Here is a 17,642-nt window from a genome sequence, read left to right on the forward strand (position 1 = left end):
CTCTATGCTCTTGCTTTTAGTGTTGTGCAAAGCGTGAAACGTCAAAGCGTGCTCTCGAATACGCGGTTCTGCGCCGCGCTAATATCCGCCATGAAGCGGTCCGCTGGCAATGGATGCCCCAGCAGATAACCCTGCAACGAGTCGCAGCCCAGATGGGTCAGGAAACTTTGCTGACTGCTGGTCTCCACGCCTTCTGCCACGATCCGCAAATTCAGCGCCTGCCCCAGCGCTACGATGGCCGAGACAATGGCGGCATCGTCGCTGTCATTCTCCAGATCGCGGACAAACCCACGATCGATTTTCAGTTCATTGGCGGGCAAGCGCTTGAGGTACATCAGGCTGGAGTAACCGGTGCCAAAATCATCGATCGACAAGTCCACGCCCATGTCCGACAGCTGCTGCAGCACCATCATGCTGGCATCGGCATCGCTCATGGCTGTGGTTTCAGTAATCTCCAGCGTGAGGCAATTGGCGGGCAAACCATGCGCCGCGAGCGATTTCGCGACGTTATTCACCAGCCCCGCGTGGGAGAACTGCAGCGCCGACAGGTTCACCGCAATGCGCCAGTGCGTGTAGCCGGCGTCGAACCAGACGCGCATTTGTCGACAGGCTTCGTTGAGCACCCACTCGCCAAGGTTGATGATCAGACCGGTCTTTTCCGCAAGCCCGATGAATTTATCCGGCATCAACAGGCCGTGCTCCGGATGATTCCAGCGCACCAGCGCCTCTGCCCCGACAGGCTCACCCGTACCGGCGGCGAACTTGGGTTGGTAGTGCAGGCAGAACTGGTTTTCACGCAACCCGACGCGAAGGTCCTGAAGCAGCTGCAACTGGTTGCGCGCGTTGGTATTCATCGATGCATCAAAGAAGCTGTAGCCGTTCTTGCCCGCACTTTTGGCGTGGTACATCGCCGCATCGGCGTTCATCAACAACTCCTGCTGCGTGCGCCCGTTGCCGGGATACAGGCTGATGCCGATGCTGACCGTCACCTGGAGGTCATGATCCTGAACGGTGAACGGCTTCCCGACCAAGGCGACCTGACGCGAAGCGACGGTCGTTGCATCGTCGATCTCCTCAAGCTCGACCAGCAAGACGAATTCATCGCCGCCGATACGCGCCAGGGTGTCATGGCGATGGAAGTTATCACGCATGCGCAACGCCACTTCACGCAGCAACTGATCGCCGACATGGTGGCCGAAGGCATCGTTGACCGGTTTGAAACCGTCCAGGTCCATGAACATCAGTGCGAACAGGCCGCCCTGGGAATCGACCTTGCGCATGGCCTGTTCAATACGGTCGGCCAGCAGAATCCGGTTAGGCAACCCGGTCAGGGTGTCGTGCAAGGCCAATTGGGTCAGCTCCCGGTTCGCCTCGCTCAACGACTCCGCCAGTTGCGCGGTGCGGGCTTCCAGGCGGGCGTCCAGAATCGACGTGAGCAAGGTAATGGTCAGTACGGCAAGCGTGGTCACCAATACCAGTTTATCCAGCCCGTCCGTGCGCAGACCGTTCACGGAGGCACCGCAGAAACTGCCTTCCGGGAAACTCGCGGCGGCCATGCCGGTGTAATGCATGCCGACGATGGCGAACCCCATGATCACCGCAGCACCGCCACGGGCCAGACGTACGTACGGGGTTTCCTTGCGCAGACGCAAGGCGATGCACAGCGCTGCAGCCGACGCCGTGACGGCGATGGCCAGGGACAAACCAAACAGCGTCGGGTCGTAATCGATGCCCGGCTGCATCCGCAGGGCAGCCATCCCGGTGTAATGCATGGTGCTGATCCCGGTGCCCATCGCGAAGGCGCCGAACAGGATATGCAGCAAAGGGACGTGCTGTTGACTGACCAGCCACAGGGCGAAGCCTGATGACAGAACGGCAACCGCAAGGGACATCAGCGTCAGGCTGAAATCGAAACCCAGGTCAATGGGTAACTTGAACGCCAGCATGCCGATGAAGTGCATGGACCAGATGCCGATGCCCATCGACAGCGCACCACCGCAGATCCACATGATCTTTGCCCGGCCGGTTGCCGTTGCCACTCTTCCGGCCAGGTCGAGCGCGGTGTAGGAAGCAAGCATGGCCACCAGAATGGAAACCAGGACGAGCGACAGCGTGTAGTGTCCAATCAACATGGGCGCGACTCATGACTCAACCAGATAAGGCTTCACAGCCCATGGAATACGGCGGCGATTGTACCCAATCCGGCAAGAATGGTCGCGGCAGCCCGTCGAAATTATGGCAATTAGCCTTTATCCATGGTCAGCGTCTGGACATCTCGGGTTGACGCGTCAGACCGGTGTCGGCATTCCAGCCACCGCCCAATGCTGCGATCAATTGCACGCTGGCAATCAGCCGGCTCTGCAACAATGTCAGCACACTGCGCTCATTGCTCAACGCTGTGGTTTGCACGTTGACGACATCAAGATAGCCGATCAAACCGGCCTTGTACTGATTACTGGTCAGACGCAATGAGTCGCGTGCGGCGTCCAGCGCCTCTTTGCGCACCCCGGCTTCCTGTTCATAGACACGCAACTGCGCCATGTAGTCTTCCACTTCCTTGAAGCCATCCAGCACGGTCTGACGGTATTGCGCAACGGTTTGATCGTAAACCGCTTCGGTGCGATCCACCTCGGCAGCCCGCTGACCTCCGTCGAACAGGGTCATCGCCAACTGCGGCCCGACCGACCAGAACCGGTTCGGCAGGCTGATCCAGTTGCTGAAGGTACTGCTGCTGTAACCGCCATTCATGCTCAGCGTCAGGTCCGGGTAATACGCCGCTTTCGCCACGCCAATATTGGCATTCGCGGCCATGACCGAACGCTCGGCCGCTGCGATGTCCGGACGGCGCTCAAGCAACTGCGAGGGCAACTGCACCGGAATCTGCGGCAACGCAGGGACACTGGTGGTCGGCGCCAGGCTGAAGTCGGCGGGCGCCTGCCCCATCAATACCGCAATGGCGCTTTCAAACTGCGCGCGCTGCCAGGCCAGGTCGATCAGGTCGGCTTGTGTGCTCTTCAGCTGGGTTTGCGCCTGAGCCACCGCATCACGACCGGAGACACCTGCCCGGTACTGGTTTTGCGTCAGTTTGAGCGAGCGCTCATAGGTATCGACCGTGGCTTCCAGCAAGCGCTTTTGCTCGTCGATCACGCGCAGTTGCAAGTAATTTTGCACCAGTTGCGATTGCAGACTCAGTTGCATCGAGGCCAGATCGGCCAGGCTCGCCTGTGCACTGGCCTTGTCCGCCTCCAGTCCGCGTCGCAGCTTGCCCCAGATATCCGCCTCCCAGCTCACGCCCAGTTGCGCGTTGTAGGTGTCACGAATCCCGCTGCTGGAGCTGCTGAGGCTGGAACTGCTGCTGCCGGTGCCCTGGCTTGAGCGGTTCTTGCTGGTGGTCAGGTCCAGTGTCGGGAAGAACGCGCCCCGTGCACTGCGCACCTGCGCTGCCGCCTGACGGTATTGCGCTTCGTACTGAGCGACCGTCTGGTTTGAGGTATTGAGTTTCTCTACCAGGCCGTTGAGTTGTGCATCGCCATAGATCTCCCACCATGCGCCGCGTGCAATGGCGTCGCTCGGGTTGGCCTGGGTCCAGCCTTCGGCCTGTTTGAAGTGCGCAGGCGTCGGCATGTCCGGCTGTTTGTAGTCCGGGCCCACCGCACACGCGCTGAGCAACAGCGCGCACAAGGCCGCGCCGACGGTGCGCTGCAAAGGCACCACACGCGGATATATAGAAACGTTCGGGCGACGGGTCATAGCGGAGTTTCCAGGGCAGCATCCGTTCGCACGCCGCGCCATTTATTGACACGATGACGCAAACGGTCGAGATAAAGGTAAACCACAGGCGTGGTGTACAACGTCAGAATCTGGCTGAGGATCAAGCCACCGATGATGGTCAGGCCCAGCGGGCGGCGCATTTCCGCGCCCTCGGCACTGCTCAGCAGCAACGGCACGGCACCGAGGATCGCCGCCAGCGTGGTCATCAGAATCGGCCGAAGACGCTGCAGACAGGCATTGCGGATGGATTCCAGTGGCGACATGCCACTGCCGCGCTCCAGTTGCAGGGCCAGGTCGATCATCAGAATGGCGTTCTTTTTCACCACGCCGATCAACAGAAACAGTCCCAACAGCGAGATCAGGCTGAACTGACCGCCGGTGAGGTAAATGCTCAGTAATGCCCCGACGCCCGCCGAGGGCAGCGTCGACAGAATCGTCAGCGGGTGGACATAGCTCTCGTAAAGAATGCCAAGGACCAGGTAAACCGCCACCAACGCCCCGAGGATCATCCACGGCTGGCTCTTCTGCGTGGCGGCAAAGGCATCGGCGGTGCCCGCCATTTTGGCAATCACGTCTTCAGGCAAGCCCACGGCAGCGACGGCACGTTCGATGGCTGCGGTGGCCTGATCCAGCGTGACGCCATCGGCGAGGTCGAAGGAGATGTTGTCCGAGGCGAACTGACCGTCGTGGTTGACCCGGTCATCCTCAAGGCTGCGTTCGTAGTGCGCGATGGTCGACAGCGGTACGCGTGCACCGTCTGCGGTGATCACCTGGACCTGCTCCAGCGTGACCGGGTCGAGCGCGTACTTGGGATTGACCTCCATCACCACCTGATACTGGTTCAGCGGGTCGTAGATGGTCGACACCTGACGCTGGCTGTAGGCGTTGTTCAGCACCGTGGTGACCATGTCCATGTCGATGCCCAGACGCTTGGCAGCATCGCGGTCGACGATCAGCGTCACCTGCTGCGTACCACCGCCGTCATGGGCGTCGATGGCCGTCAGTTCCTTGAGGGACTTCAAGGCCGTGACCACTTTCGGGTACCACAGACGCAGGCTCTCCAGATCGCCGCTCTGCAGGATGTACTGGTATTGCGAGGAAGTCTGCTCGCGCCCGCCACCCAGTTGCAGGTCCTGGTCCGGCTGCAGGAACAGACGTCCGCCCGGAACCTGAGGCATCTCCTTGCGCAGGCGTTCGACCACCTGCTCGGCGCCGATCTTGCGCTCGGCGATCGGTTTCAGGCGCACGATGATAAACGCATTGCCCGTGCCGCCATTGCCGCCGATGAATCCCGCAACGCTTTCAACCGCTGGGTCCTTGAGGATCGCGTTGCGGAACACGTCCATCTTCGGCTGCATGACCGAGAATGACAGCCCATCGTCACCGCGCACAAAGCCCATCAACTGGCCGGTGTCCTGTTGCGGCAGAAACGTTTTCGGCACGACCACGTACAGCACGATGTTCACGCCAATGGTCAGCAGCAACGTCAGCAGGGTCAGCCGGCGATGACGCAGCGCCCAGCCGAGGCTGCGGTCATAGCGGGCGACCATGCGGTCGTTGACGCGCTGGCTCCAGCGTTGCAAGCGGTTTTCAGTCCCGGGCACATGGGGCTTGAGCCAGCGGGCGCAAAGCATGGGCGTCAGCGTCAGCGAGACAATCAGCGACACCACGATCGACGCTGACAGCGTGATCGAGAACTCACGGAACAGGCTTTCCACCAAGCCGCCCATGAACAGAATCGAGATGAACACGGCCACCAGCGACACGTTCATCGACAGCAGCGTAAAACCGACTTCCTGCGCCCCGAGATACGCCGCTTTCATAGGCGGCACGCCTTCGTCGATATGCCGGGAAATGTTCTCCAGCACCACGATGGCATCGTCCACCACCAATCCCGTGGCGAGGATCAGCGCCATCAGCGACAGGTTGTTCAGGGAGAACCCGCACAGGTACATGATCGCGAACGTCCCTACCAACGATACCGGCACGGCCAGCGTCGGAATCAGCGACGCGCGGAAGTTACCCAGGAACAGGAACACCACGATGATCACCAGCACCACGGCAATGAGCAGCGTCATTTCGGCCTCGTGCAGCGTGGCCTTGATCACCGGCGAGCGGTCCATGGCCAGGTCCAGCTTGACGCTGGACGGGAGCACGGCCTGTAACGCGGGCAACTGAGCCTTGATCGCCGCGACGGTTTCGATGATGTTGGCACCGGCCTGACGGTTGATCACCAGCAGTACCGCCGATTTTTTGTTGAAGAAGCCGCTGTTGTAGCGGTCTTCGACCGAGTCCTTGACCTTCGCCACGTCTTTGAGCCGCAGTGCGGCACCGTTCTGATAACGAATGATCAGGGGTTCGTAATCCTTGGCTTTTTCCAGCTGATCGTTGGCTTGCACCTGCCAGTTGTTGTCGGCGTTCTCGACAAACCCTTTGGGCCGACGCACGTTGGAACCGGAAATCGTGGTACGCACATCGTCCAGCGACACGCCGTACTGATCGAGCAATTTGGGTTCGAGCTCGACCCGGACCGCCGGCAGCGAACTGCCGCCAATCTGCACTTCGCCGACGCCGTTCACCTGCGACAGGCTCTGCGACAGAATCGTCGACGCCAGGTCATACAACTGGCCTTTCTCCAGCACGTCCGAGGTCAACGACAGCACCATGATCGGCGCCTGGGACGGGTTGACCTTCTTGTAGGTCGGCATGCTGCGCATCCCGCTCGGCAACAGGTTGCGCGAGGCATTGATGGCCGCCTGCACTTCACGGGCTGCACCGTTGATGTCGCGGTCCATGTCGAACTGCAGAATCACCCGCGTCGTGCCCTGACTCGACCGGCTGCTCATGGTGTTGACCCCGGCAATCGTGCCCAGGGATCGCTCCAACGGTGTCGCCACGCTGGACGCCATGATTTCCGGGCTGGCACCGGGCAACGACGCCGTGACCACGATCACCGGGAAATCCATGTTCGGCAGCGGTGACACCGGCAGCAAGCCGAAGCTCATGCCGCCCAGCAGCATGATCGCCAGGCTCAGCAACATCGTCGCCACCGGCCTGCGGATGAAGGGCGCCGAGAGGTTCATGGCCGACAGCTCCAGGCCGCAAGTTTCAACTGGCAAGCAAAAGCAGAGGCCCCCGCATGCGCAGCCCTGCTTCTACCTTGCCGCTTGAAGCTTGAAACGTGCAGCTGGCCCGTCATACCGCCACCTCGGTCTTGCCCGAACGGCGGAACCGGCGCCCCATGCGATCAAAGTAAAGATAAATGACCGGTGTGGTGAACAGCGTCAGCACCTGGCTGACCAGCAAGCCGCCGACCATTACCAGGCCAAGGGGCTGGCGCAACTCGGCACCGGACCCGGTGGCGAACATCAGCGGAATCGCGCCGAACAGCGCTGCCAACGTGGTCATCAGGATCGGCCGGAACCGCAGCAGGGCCGCTTCGTAAATGGCGGTCTGTGGATCGACGCCGCGGTTGCGCTCGGCGTCCAGCGCGAAGTCGATCATCATGATCGCGTTCTTCTTCACGATCCCAATCAACAGAATGATACCGATGATCGCGATCATGCCCAGATCATTGCCGCTGAGGATCAACGCCAGCAACGCACCGATCGCGGCCGATGGCAGGGTCGAGAGAATGGTGATCGGGTGGATGTAGCTCTCGTACAGCACGCCCAGCACGATGTACATGGTCACGACGGCGGCCAGCACCAGCAGCAATGTGCTGGACAGCGAGGCTTGGAAGGCTTCGGCCGCACCCTGGAACTCGGTCTGTACGCCGATCGGCATGCCGATGTCTTTCTGCACCTGCTCGATCACCTCCACCGCCTGCCCCAGCGCCACGCCGGGCGCCAGGTTGAACGACATCATCACTGCCGGAAACTGGCCGATGTGAGTAATGGCGAGCTGGGCCTGACGTTGCTCGACCTTCGCCAGACTCGACAGCTTGACCTGCCCACCGTCGGTGGTCTTGACGTGAATCTGGTCCAGCGCCTTGGGGCCGAGGTCACTGGCCGCAGCCGCCTGCAGCACGACACGGTACTGGCTGGCCTGGGTGTAGATCGTGGAGATCTGCCGCTGGCCGAACGCGTCATACAACGCGTCGGTGATGTTGGACACCGTCACGCCCAGACGACTGGCAGCGTCCCGGTCGATGTTCAGGTACACCTGCAAGCCCTTGTCCTGAAGGTCGCTGGCGACGTCGGTCAGTTCGGGACGCTCGGCCAGCGCCTCCACCAGCTTGTTGCTCCAGAGACTCAACAGTTCAGCGTCCGGCGACGACATGCTGAACTGGTACTGCGTGCGACTGACACGGTCCTCGATCGTCAGGTCCTGCACCGGCTGCATGAACAGGCGGATGTCGGACAATTGATCGACCTGCGGCTGAATGCGTTGAATCACCTGAGTGGCGGTCAGGTCGCGCTGATTGTGAGGCTTGAGGTTGATCAGCATGCGACCGCTGTTCAGTGTCGCGTTATCGCCGTCGACGCCGATGTAAGACGACAGACTGGCCACCGCGGGGTCTTGCAGGATGATGTTCGCCAGCGCCTGCTGCCGCTCGCTCATAGAGGCAAATGACACCGATTGCGGCGCCTCGGAAATCCCCTGAATCACACCCGTGTCCTGCACCGGAAAGAACCCTTTCGGCACCGCCAGGTAGAGCAACACGGTAACCCCAAGGGTGGCGATGGCGACCAGCAGGGTCAGCGGTTGATGCTTGAGCACCCATTGCAGCTTGCGACCATAGGCGCCGATCAGCCAGTCGATCCACACACCACTGGCGCGATAGAAACGTCCCTGCTCCTCTTCCTTGGGTTCACGCTTGAGCAACCGGGCACACATCATCGGCGTCAGGGTCAGCGACACCACCAGCGAAATCAGGATCGCCACCGCCAGCGTGATGGCGAACTCACGGAACAACCGCCCAACCACATCTGCCATGAACAACAGCGGGATCAGGACCGCAATCAAGGAGATGGTCAGCGAAATCAAGGTGAACCCGATCTGCCGCGCGCCTTTTAGCGCCGCCTGCAACGGGGTTTCACCCTCCTCCAGATGCCGGGAAATGTTCTCCAGCATCACAATGGCATCGTCGACCACGAAACCGGTGGCAATGGTCATGGCCATCAAGGTCAGGTTATTGACCGAAAAACCGGCGAGGTACATGACGCCGAAGGTGCCCACCAGCGACAGCGGCACGGCAATGGAAGGAATGATGGTGGCGCTGAGCCGGCGCAGGAACAGGAAGGTGACCAGCACCACCAGCACGATGGAAATGAGCAGTTCGTGCTGCACATCGCTGACCGAGGCGCGGATGGTTTGGGTGCGGTCGGTCAGCACCACCACGTCGAGGCCGGCCGGCAGGTTGTCGGTGATGCTGGGCAGCAAGGCTTTGATCCGGTCGACCACTTCAATGACGTTGGCACCGGGCTGACGCTGGATATTGAGCAGGACCGCCTGATTCTGGTTCGCCCACGCGGCAAGCCGTTCATTCTCCGCGCCGTCGACGATCTGTGCGACGTCCTTGAGACGCAGCGGACCGCCGTTCTTGTACGCCAGGATCAGGTTGGCGTATTCCTCGGGGGATTTGAGCTGATCGTTGGCATCCAGCATCGACACCCGGGTCGGGCCATCGAAATTACCTTTGGGCGTATTGACGTTGGACGCGGTGACCAGCGTGCGGACGTCCGAAAGGTTCAGACCGTTGGCCGCCAAGGCGTCAGGGTTGACCTTGATCCGCACCGCCTGACGCTGACCGCCGGCAATGCTGACCATGCCGACGCCGCTGATCTGCGCGATCTTCTGCGCCATGCGCGTGTCGACCAGATCGTTGAGTTTAGGCAGCAGCATGGTTTTGGAGGTAATCGCCAGGGTCAGCACGGGCGTGTCGGCCGGGTTGACCTTGTTATAGGTCGGCGGTGCGGGCAAATCGTTCGGTAACAGGTTGGTCGCGCCGTTGATGGCGGCCTGCACTTCCTGCTCGGCGACATCCATGTTGATGTCCAGGCTGAAGCGCAAGGTGATCACCGATGCACCGCCCGAACTGGTGGACGCCATTTGCGTCAGGCCGGGCATCTGCCCGAACTGGCGTTCCAATGGCGCGGTCACGGCACTGGTCATCACTTGCGGGCTGGCACCCGGATACAGGGTCATCACCCGGATGGTCGGATAATCCACCTGCGGCAACGCCGAAACCGGCAGCAAGGTGTACGCGATCAGGCCGGCCAGGACGATGGCCAGCATGCTCAGCGTGGTCGCGACGGGCCTGAGGATGAACAGGCGGGACAGGTTCATACGTTGCCTTTTTTCGCGGTCGCGGCGTTGGCCGACTCACCGGACTCCTTTTCCTTGGACGGCTGCCCCTGCAGTTTCTGCCCAGGCGTCGCCGGCACCTCCTTGCTGTCGTTGACCACGTCCACATCGCTGCCGTCTTTCAGGCGGTCGGTGCCTTCGAGCACCACGCGGTCACCAGCGACCAGTCCTTCGGTCACGACCGTCGAGTTTTCATCGCTTGGCCCGGTTTTCAGCGAGCGAATACGGACTTTCTTGTCGCCCTCCATCACGTACACGAAGGTGCCATTGACGCCGAACTGAACGGCCGCCGAAGGCACCAGCACCACGTTTTTCAGGGTATTGGCCAGAAGCCGTGCGTTGACGAACTGATTGGGAAACAACGCTTCATTGGCGTTATCGAAGCGCGCCTTGAACTTCAGCGTGCCGGTGGTGATGTCGATCTGGTTGTCGATGCTCGCCAGCACACCCGTGGCCTGCAACTTCACGTCGCCGCGGTCCCACGCCTCGACCGGCAGCTTGTCGCCGCTGCGGTAGTGGCCGATCACGTCTGCCAGGTCTTTTTCCGGCAAGGTGAAGTTGACGGTGATGGGCTTGGTCTGGGTGATGACCGCCAGTGCAGTGGTGTCGTTGGCGGCAACCAGGTTACCGACGTCCAGCTGCCGCAGACCGATGCGGCCCGAGATGGGCGCCCGGATCTGCGTGAAATCGAGGTTGAGCTTGGCGTCACCCACGGCAGCCTGGTTGGTCTTGATGGTGCCCTGGTACTGACCGACCAACGATTCGGCGGTGTCCAGGGTCTGCTTGGCGATGCTGTCTTCTTTGTACAGGTCCCGATAACGCTGTACATCGATCTGAGCATTCTTCAGCAACGCCTGGTTCTGCATCAGCGTGCCTTCGGCCTGCTGCAACGCAATCTGGTAGCTGCGTGGGTCGATCACCGCCAGCAGATCGCCGGCCTTGACCTGCTGGCCTTCCTGAAAGTTGATCTTCATCAGTTCGCCGGCCACGCGGCTGCGCACATTGATCGTGTTCATCGCCGTGACGGTGCCCAGGGCTTTGTAGTAGATCGGGAAGTCACCGGTCGTTGCGGGTGCCACGCGCACCGGAACCAGGCCGGTGGAACCGCCGAATCCCGGACGCTGCCCCGTCATTTTCCCCGCCCCGCCACTGCGGCTGGCGCCCTTGTGCGCCTGACCGGATTGCTGCGCGGTGGCATCCATCTTGGCGGACGACCCCGGCCAGTACCGCCAACAGACGCCTGCGACAATCAATAGGACCAACAGGCTGATCAGCCAGCGGCGAGAATTACGGGAACCAGACGATTGCATGAATAAATCAACCAGTGTGCGCGTGAGCGTCTTCGGGAGGCTGAACAATAAGCATAGTGAGGTGCCAAGCAAAGGACCTTTACCGGCAATTTACCCAGTGCTTACTTAAGTAACGTGTTGACCTGCAAATGAAAACGGCCTGATCGAGTCAGGCCGCTTTGTGTTGCGAAGTATTGCCGTGCGTTATCCGGCAATACGCAACGAACAACTTACTTGAGCACGGCCAGTGCGGCGTCGTAGTTCGGCTCCTGGCCGATCTCGGGTACCAGTTCGCTGTGCAGCACGTTATCGTTTTCGTCCAGCACAACGACAGCGCGGGTGGTCAGGCCGACCATCGGGCCGTCAGCGATTGCCACACCGTAGGCTTGCATGAAGTCAGCGCCACGCATGGTGGACAGGTTTTTAACGTTTTCCAGGCCTTCGGCGCCGCAGAAACGCGCTTGCGCGAACGGCAGGTCAGCCGAGATGCACAGCACCACAGCGTTGTTCAGGTCATTGGCCTGAGCGTTGAACTTGCGGACCGAGGTGGCGCAGGTCGGGGTGTCAACGCTTGGGAAGATGTTCAGCACTTTGCGCTTGCCGGCAAAGGTTTCCAGGGTCACGTCAGACAGATCGCCACCGACCAGTTTGAAAGCGGGCGCCTTGCTGCCGACCTTTGGCAGTTCGCCGCTGATCTGTACCGGGGAGCCTCTACGAGTCACTTGAGCCATGAGCTGAGTCCTTATTTTGAGGTTGCGGGAAAGACAGGAAGTTAACCACGAATCGGCCTGACGACCTACTGGAAGGCATCACTTTGTTGTCGGTGGTGCCTTCGCCCTTTTAAAAATCCCGTTTATAGAAAATATCCAGCGAACTGGCGACGCCGCTCGCCGCCTCCACGTAGACCTTCTTGCTCAACAGGTACCGCAGGGCGATCGTATTCGCCGGTTCGAACACCCCTACTCCATACCGCAAACTGAGCTTGTCGGTGATCTTGCCACTGGCAACCACGGCGGTAGTGTCGCCACTGCCAGAGGTGTCCAGGTCGAAGTCTTTGATCCCGAGACCGGAGGCCAGTTTGCCCGCTGTTGACGAACTGCCGGCCAGCCCAAGTGCCAACGCGGCTTGAGCCATCATGTTGTTGTCTTCACCGTTGGTGGCCAACGGGCGGCCTAGCACCAGATAGGACAGCGCCTGCTCCTGACTCATCGCGGGCTCGGAAAATACCGTGGTCGTCGGCTGTTCGGCGCTGCCACTCAGGCGAATACCGGCAATCACATCGTCGGTCTGGCGAATCGCTTCGATGTCCAGGTACGGCTGATCCACCGGCCCCGCGAACAGCAGTCGCGCTTTGCGGATGGTCAGGCGCTGACCATAAGCGCGATAACGGCCGTCGTTGAGGTTCAGTTCGCCCCGGGTGTCCAGGTTGTCACCAATGTGAACGTGCCCCGCCAAGTTGGCCGTCAGACCGAAGCCGGTGAAACTCAACTGCTCCTGACCGACCTCGACGTTGATGTCCATGGCGATGGCCATCGGCGGCTTGCCCGCTTCGGTTTGCGCGCCGACGATCACCGTGTCATCGGACACTTTGACGGTGGACGGCGGCAATTGGCGGACCGTGATCTCGCCTTTGGGGATCAGCACCTTGCCCGACACCGCCAGCCGATCGCCCTGCAAGCTGATCTTAAGGTCGGGGGCTGCTTCCAGCTTGGCATAGGGTTCGACGGTGATCGGCAGATGCGAGCCCTGCAGGTTGATACCGACGTTCAACGCGTCAGCCCACGCAATCTGCCCGCTGATGCTGCCTTGACCCGCCGCGCCACTGCGCCAGTTGCCCTTCAACTGCACGTTCTCGCCTGCGATCAAGGCTTGCACATTGAGTTTTTCAAGGGTGATCGGCAGTTCCGGCCCGGACACTTCGCCGTCGCTCAACACGACATTGCCGTTAACCTGCGGTGCCAACAGACCACCGGAGATGCGCCCGCTGCCGTTCAGCTTGCCGTTGAGCTTTTCAACCATCGTGACGAAGGGCCGTGCCACGGACACATCAAGCCCCGTCAGCGTGAAATCGCCGTTGACGGGTTTGTTTTTCGCCACGGGATCAATGCTCAGGCGGGCCAGCAAGTCACCCAGCTTTCCACCTCGAAAATCCAGCGTGGTGTCGACTTTCTTAGGCGTCAGGCTGCTCGTGAGCTTCAGCGTCTGGTACGGAAAGTCCAGCCATTGGCTCTTCTCTTTGACGCGCAACGTGCCGCCACTGGCGTCGATCACCACCTGCCCGTGGGGTCCGGACGCCGGCAGATCCAGCTGGACATCAGCGTTCAACGCGCCTTTCCATGCAAAGTCCTTGGGCAACCACTGCGCGAGACTGTCCAGCGGGAACTGCTTGAGGTGGTAACGCAAGCGTGGGTCGGGCATCAGGCGCTGGTCTTCGCCGCACAGACTGGCCGGACCGGAGAGCCAGCAATGGGCGCCAAAATTGATTTTGCCGTCAGCGAGGCGTTCGAGTTTTGCCGGTTGCTGCAGCTTCCAGTCCTGCCCGCCCGTTTGCACATCACCGCTGGCCAGACGGCCGCGCCAGTTGCCCTTGTCAAGCGTGCCATCCAGCGCCAACGCCAGCTTGAGCAATGGCCCTTGCAGGTCAAGCTTGACCTGCTGACGCTTGATATCACCCTGACCATTCACCACGAGCGTGCCCAGCGCCGTGTCTCCTACCTGAATGCCGCTGGTTTTCAGGTCGACGGTCGCGCGTTGCGCAGTGTCCAGCTTCGCCGACAGGTTCAGGCTTTGCAGCTTGTTGGTCTCGTACGCCAGTTGCGTACCTTGCAGGCCCAGTTGCCCTTGGGGCGCCTGTAGCGTGCCGGCCAGATCGACACGGCCTTTGACCTGACCCTGCAGCCGCGGCCAGAGCTGACCCAGTCGCGGCAGGTTCAGGTCCAGTTGCGCGATCAGCTTCTGTTGCAGGCTTCCGGTGCCCTGAATGCGGTTGTCACCCAGACGAATGTCCAAGGCGCTCACGCTCCATCTGTCCCCTGCTCCATCGGCCTTGGCTTGCATCACCGCAGGCTGCCCCCGCAGGCGACCCTTGAGGTCAAGATCGGCATTCAGGTTCAGCCGTTCACCCTTGAAAGAACCCTTGCTGCGCAGCGGGCCAGCAAGTGATCCCGGTAGCTCCGCCACCCAGAACGAAGGATCGATGGCGCTCAAGTCCAGCGCGGTATCCCAAGCGACCCCGTCAGCGAACTGCACGTTAACGTGACCACTGGCTTTGCCTTGCCCCGCCACCAACTCAAGCTGCGGCAGGAAAATTTGCTGCAAATCCCCGCTGAACGGACTTTGCAGACTGAACGGACCCGCCGGGCCTTTGAAGTCACCGATGAAATTGCCCAGGTACTTGCCGTCTGTATAGGAAATCTCGCCATTAAAGGTATGAACACTGACTTGCGGTTCGTCGATCACCGGATATAGGCGGTGCCAGGGGAAATCGAGCCAGTCGACCTTTGCGTCGGCACTCAAGCCTTTTTGCCAATCCAGCGATCCGCTGATCTTCAACCACTGTTCGGCACTGGCGGTCAAGTCCAGGGTGGTGATTTGCGCACCCTTGGCATCGACCCGCCCTTGCAGCGCCAAGATAACCGGGCCCTGCTCGGCGGGCAGACTGGCGTTGCCGAGAATGGCGTATCCCTGCGCCAGATCGCCCTTGGCGTTCAGCGTCAGCTGGTTGAGTTGCAGCGTAGCGGGCAGGTCCTTGCTGGCTTTGAAACCGTCACTGGTGATCGCGACTTCTGCCGGCAGATTTTCCACCAGGGGCTGCAACTGCCCCACCAGCTTCGCCTCGATGTAGCCGCTGGTCTGAGCGTTCACATTCAGCGTCTTGAGCAGGTCGCCTGCCACATTCAAGGTCAACGACAACGGCTGACCACTCACATCAGGCAGCTTGACCTGACCTTGCGCCGTCAACGGCCAGTCACCGACGGGCTTCAGCAAACCGGTGAGGTCCAGCACGATGTCGTCGCGTTGCGCGTGCACGGAATCGATCTTCAAACCGTCTGCCGTCCAATGGGCCGCGAGCTGCACGTCCCGCACTTGCTCGGTCCCGTCCAGGTGCAGGCTGCCGATCTGAACCTCGCCCAGTTCGATGGCCACCGGCAACGTGAGCGTAGGCAGCGTGATCGGGCCGTCACTGCCTTCGTCGGTGGAAGGTGCGAAGTGCAGGCGAATATCCGAGGTCTTCAAGGTGTCGATGCACAGCGTCATCCGCATCAGGCACGACGGCGACCACTCGAACACCGGAGCGTCGACCTCGACCTTGCTCTCGCCTTGCTGCCAGACCAGGGCATCGGCTTGCCAGGCGCCGCCCAGACGACCCGAAAAGTTCTTGATCTCCAGACCCGGTACCCATGCTAATGCCCAGCGACTTCCTGACGATGTCCCAAGCACCAGCCCCAGTGAGATCACAATCAGGATCATCAGCGCCAAGACACTTGCCGCGAAAATAAGTGAAATGCGCTTCAACAGTGCCGCCTTTGTCACAATTCAGGTCCCATCGAGAAATGCAGACGAATGCCACCGTCATCATCCAGCGCGTGGGCCAGATCCAGTCGCAGCGGCCCCACCGGTGAAACCCAGCGAATGCCAATGCCGACGCCGGTTTTGAGGCTTGGCAAGTCCAGCGAGTTGAACGAGTTGCCTTGGTCGACGAAGGCCGCAACCCGCCACTTTTCAGCGATCGAGTACTGGTACTCAGCACTGCCGGCAATCATGTAGCGGCCGCCGATCTTGTCGCCATCAGAGTTTTCCGGGGACAGTGACTGATAGTCGTAACCCCGAACGCTCTGGTCACCACCGGCAAAGAATCGCAGCGAAGGCGGAATGGATTTGTAACCGTTGGTGGCCGTGCCGCCCACCTGCACGCGGCCGAGAAAACGGTGGTTCTGTGCAACCGTTGTCAGCCCCTTGATCAGTGCGGTGCCGTGCAGCACGTTGGCGTCCGAGCCCAGACCTTCCTTCGCCACCTCGGTTTCGAACTGCAGACGGTAACCGTTGTGCGGGTCAATCCGGTTATCGCTGCGCAGATAGGAATAGCTGATGCCGGGCATCAACAAGGTGCTCAAGCCTTCATCGTTGCCCAGACGGTACTCTTCCCGCTGCCATTTGAGGGAAATGACCCGCTCCCAGCCGCTGGGCAACTTGCTGTGCCACTCAGGACCGACCGTCAGCAGTTTGCTGAGGCTGTCGGTGTCAGCGATTTCTTCGTATTGATAGCCGCCAGCGAATCGCAGTTTATCGGTCAGTGGCGGGTCCAGCGGGATGTCATAAAACAGGCCGACGTTCTGGCGTGGCGCCGACAATTCGGATTCGACGCCGTAGCTGTGGCCTTGGGGATTGGCCCAGTGACGGGTCCAGTTGGCTTTTACGCGAGGACCGACGTCCGTCGAATAGCCCACACCCAGCCCCATGGTGCGAGGCTTGCGGGTTTGCAGTTGAACGTCGACGGGGATCACCTGACCTTGCGCATCGGTGGGTGACGCATCGACACGAACACCCTCGAAATAACCGCTTGATTGCATGGCCTGGTTGAGCTCGGCGATCAGCTCGGAATCGTAAGGCGTGTCCTCCTTGAAGGGCACCATGCGTTTGAGCAGGTCTTCATCAAACGGTGCATCGCCACTGAACGTGACTTTGCCCAGCGAAAACCGGGGGCCGCTGTCGTAAACCAGCTCGATGTCAGCGACACCCGCCCGCGGGTCAACGGACAGGCGTTGAACGACGAATCGCCCTTTGAAAAAGCCGTAGCGCGCGGCCTGATTCTGAATAAGGCGCTTGGCGTCCTCATAGCGACCGTGATTGAGCACCGCTCCCGACCTGAGTGCATCGCTCTTGGGCACTTTGAATGCCTTGAGCTGACGCGCATCGCCCTCGATCCGCACCGTGACGTTACGCAAATGCACCGGTTCGCCGGGCTCTACGGTAAGAACAAGGTGCAGGTCCTTGTCGGTCCGTTTGACCTCAGTATCGATCTGCGCCTGGTAGTAACCCAGCGCCTGGGCCGCTTTCTGTGCCTGCTCGACAGCGCCCACGCTAAAACGCTCGAGCGCCTGTTCATCACGCTCGCCGAGGGTGCCCACGTACCCTTCAATGTTGGATTTGAGCTCGGAATTGGACGGCTTGATCCTTACATCCAACTGCGCATCGGCGAACGCCGCACAGCTGGAAAACATCAGGATAAAACCACTGGTGAATCGACCGGGAAACTTCATAGGCGCGGATGCT

At 60.7% G+C, this 17,642-nt stretch carries 8 protein-coding genes; all 8 read right to left on the reverse strand.

All coding sequences use genetic code 11. The features are described from left to right. Positions 1 to 41: 41 nt before the first annotated feature. Entirely contained in the window at positions 42 to 2,132 is a 2,091-nt protein-coding gene (locus ABDX87_RS00230; protein ID WP_346831020.1) for a putative bifunctional diguanylate cyclase/phosphodiesterase, read from the reverse strand. 127 nt (positions 2,133 to 2,259) lie between these two features. Beyond that, positions 2,260 to 3,750, reverse strand: coding sequence for an efflux transporter outer membrane subunit (locus ABDX87_RS00235; protein ID WP_346831021.1), 1,491 nt, complete (start codon positions 3,748 to 3,750; stop codon positions 2,260 to 2,262). After that, the gene (locus tag ABDX87_RS00240; protein WP_346831022.1) at positions 3,747 to 6,854 is read right to left on the reverse strand and encodes an efflux RND transporter permease subunit; all 3,108 of its coding nucleotides are present in this window, start codon (positions 6,852 to 6,854) and stop codon (positions 3,747 to 3,749) included. The genes ABDX87_RS00235 and ABDX87_RS00240 overlap by 4 nt, the downstream gene beginning before the upstream one ends. A 112-nt stretch (positions 6,855 to 6,966) precedes the next feature. Beyond that, entirely contained in the window at positions 6,967 to 10,062 is a 3,096-nt protein-coding gene (locus ABDX87_RS00245) for an MdtB/MuxB family multidrug efflux RND transporter permease subunit (RefSeq protein WP_346831023.1), read from the reverse strand. Next, complete coding sequence (locus tag ABDX87_RS00250; RefSeq protein WP_346833656.1) at positions 10,059 to 11,405, reverse strand: MdtA/MuxA family multidrug efflux RND transporter periplasmic adaptor subunit; 1,347 nt, start codon at positions 11,403 to 11,405, stop codon at positions 10,059 to 10,061. Before ABDX87_RS00250 ends, ABDX87_RS00245 begins: the two co-directional genes overlap by 4 nt. A 194-nt stretch (positions 11,406 to 11,599) precedes the next feature. Then, entirely contained in the window at positions 11,600 to 12,100 is a 501-nt protein-coding gene (gene tpx, locus ABDX87_RS00255) for a thiol peroxidase (RefSeq protein WP_346831024.1), read from the reverse strand. Between the two features lie 109 nt (positions 12,101 to 12,209). Next, complete coding sequence (locus ABDX87_RS00260; RefSeq protein ID WP_346833657.1) at positions 12,210 to 15,839, reverse strand: translocation/assembly module TamB domain-containing protein; 3,630 nt, start codon at positions 15,837 to 15,839, stop codon at positions 12,210 to 12,212. A 59-nt stretch (positions 15,840 to 15,898) separates the two neighbouring features. Continuing rightward, positions 15,899 to 17,629 (reverse strand): autotransporter assembly complex protein TamA, encoded by a 1,731-nt coding sequence (locus tag ABDX87_RS00265; RefSeq protein ID WP_346831025.1) that lies wholly within the window; start codon positions 17,627 to 17,629, stop codon positions 15,899 to 15,901. Positions 17,630 to 17,642: the final 13 nt, after the last annotated feature.

Source organism: Pseudomonas abietaniphila (assembly GCF_039697315.1).
GTDB classification, from domain to species: Bacteria; Pseudomonadota; Gammaproteobacteria; order Pseudomonadales; family Pseudomonadaceae; genus Aquipseudomonas; species Aquipseudomonas abietaniphila_B.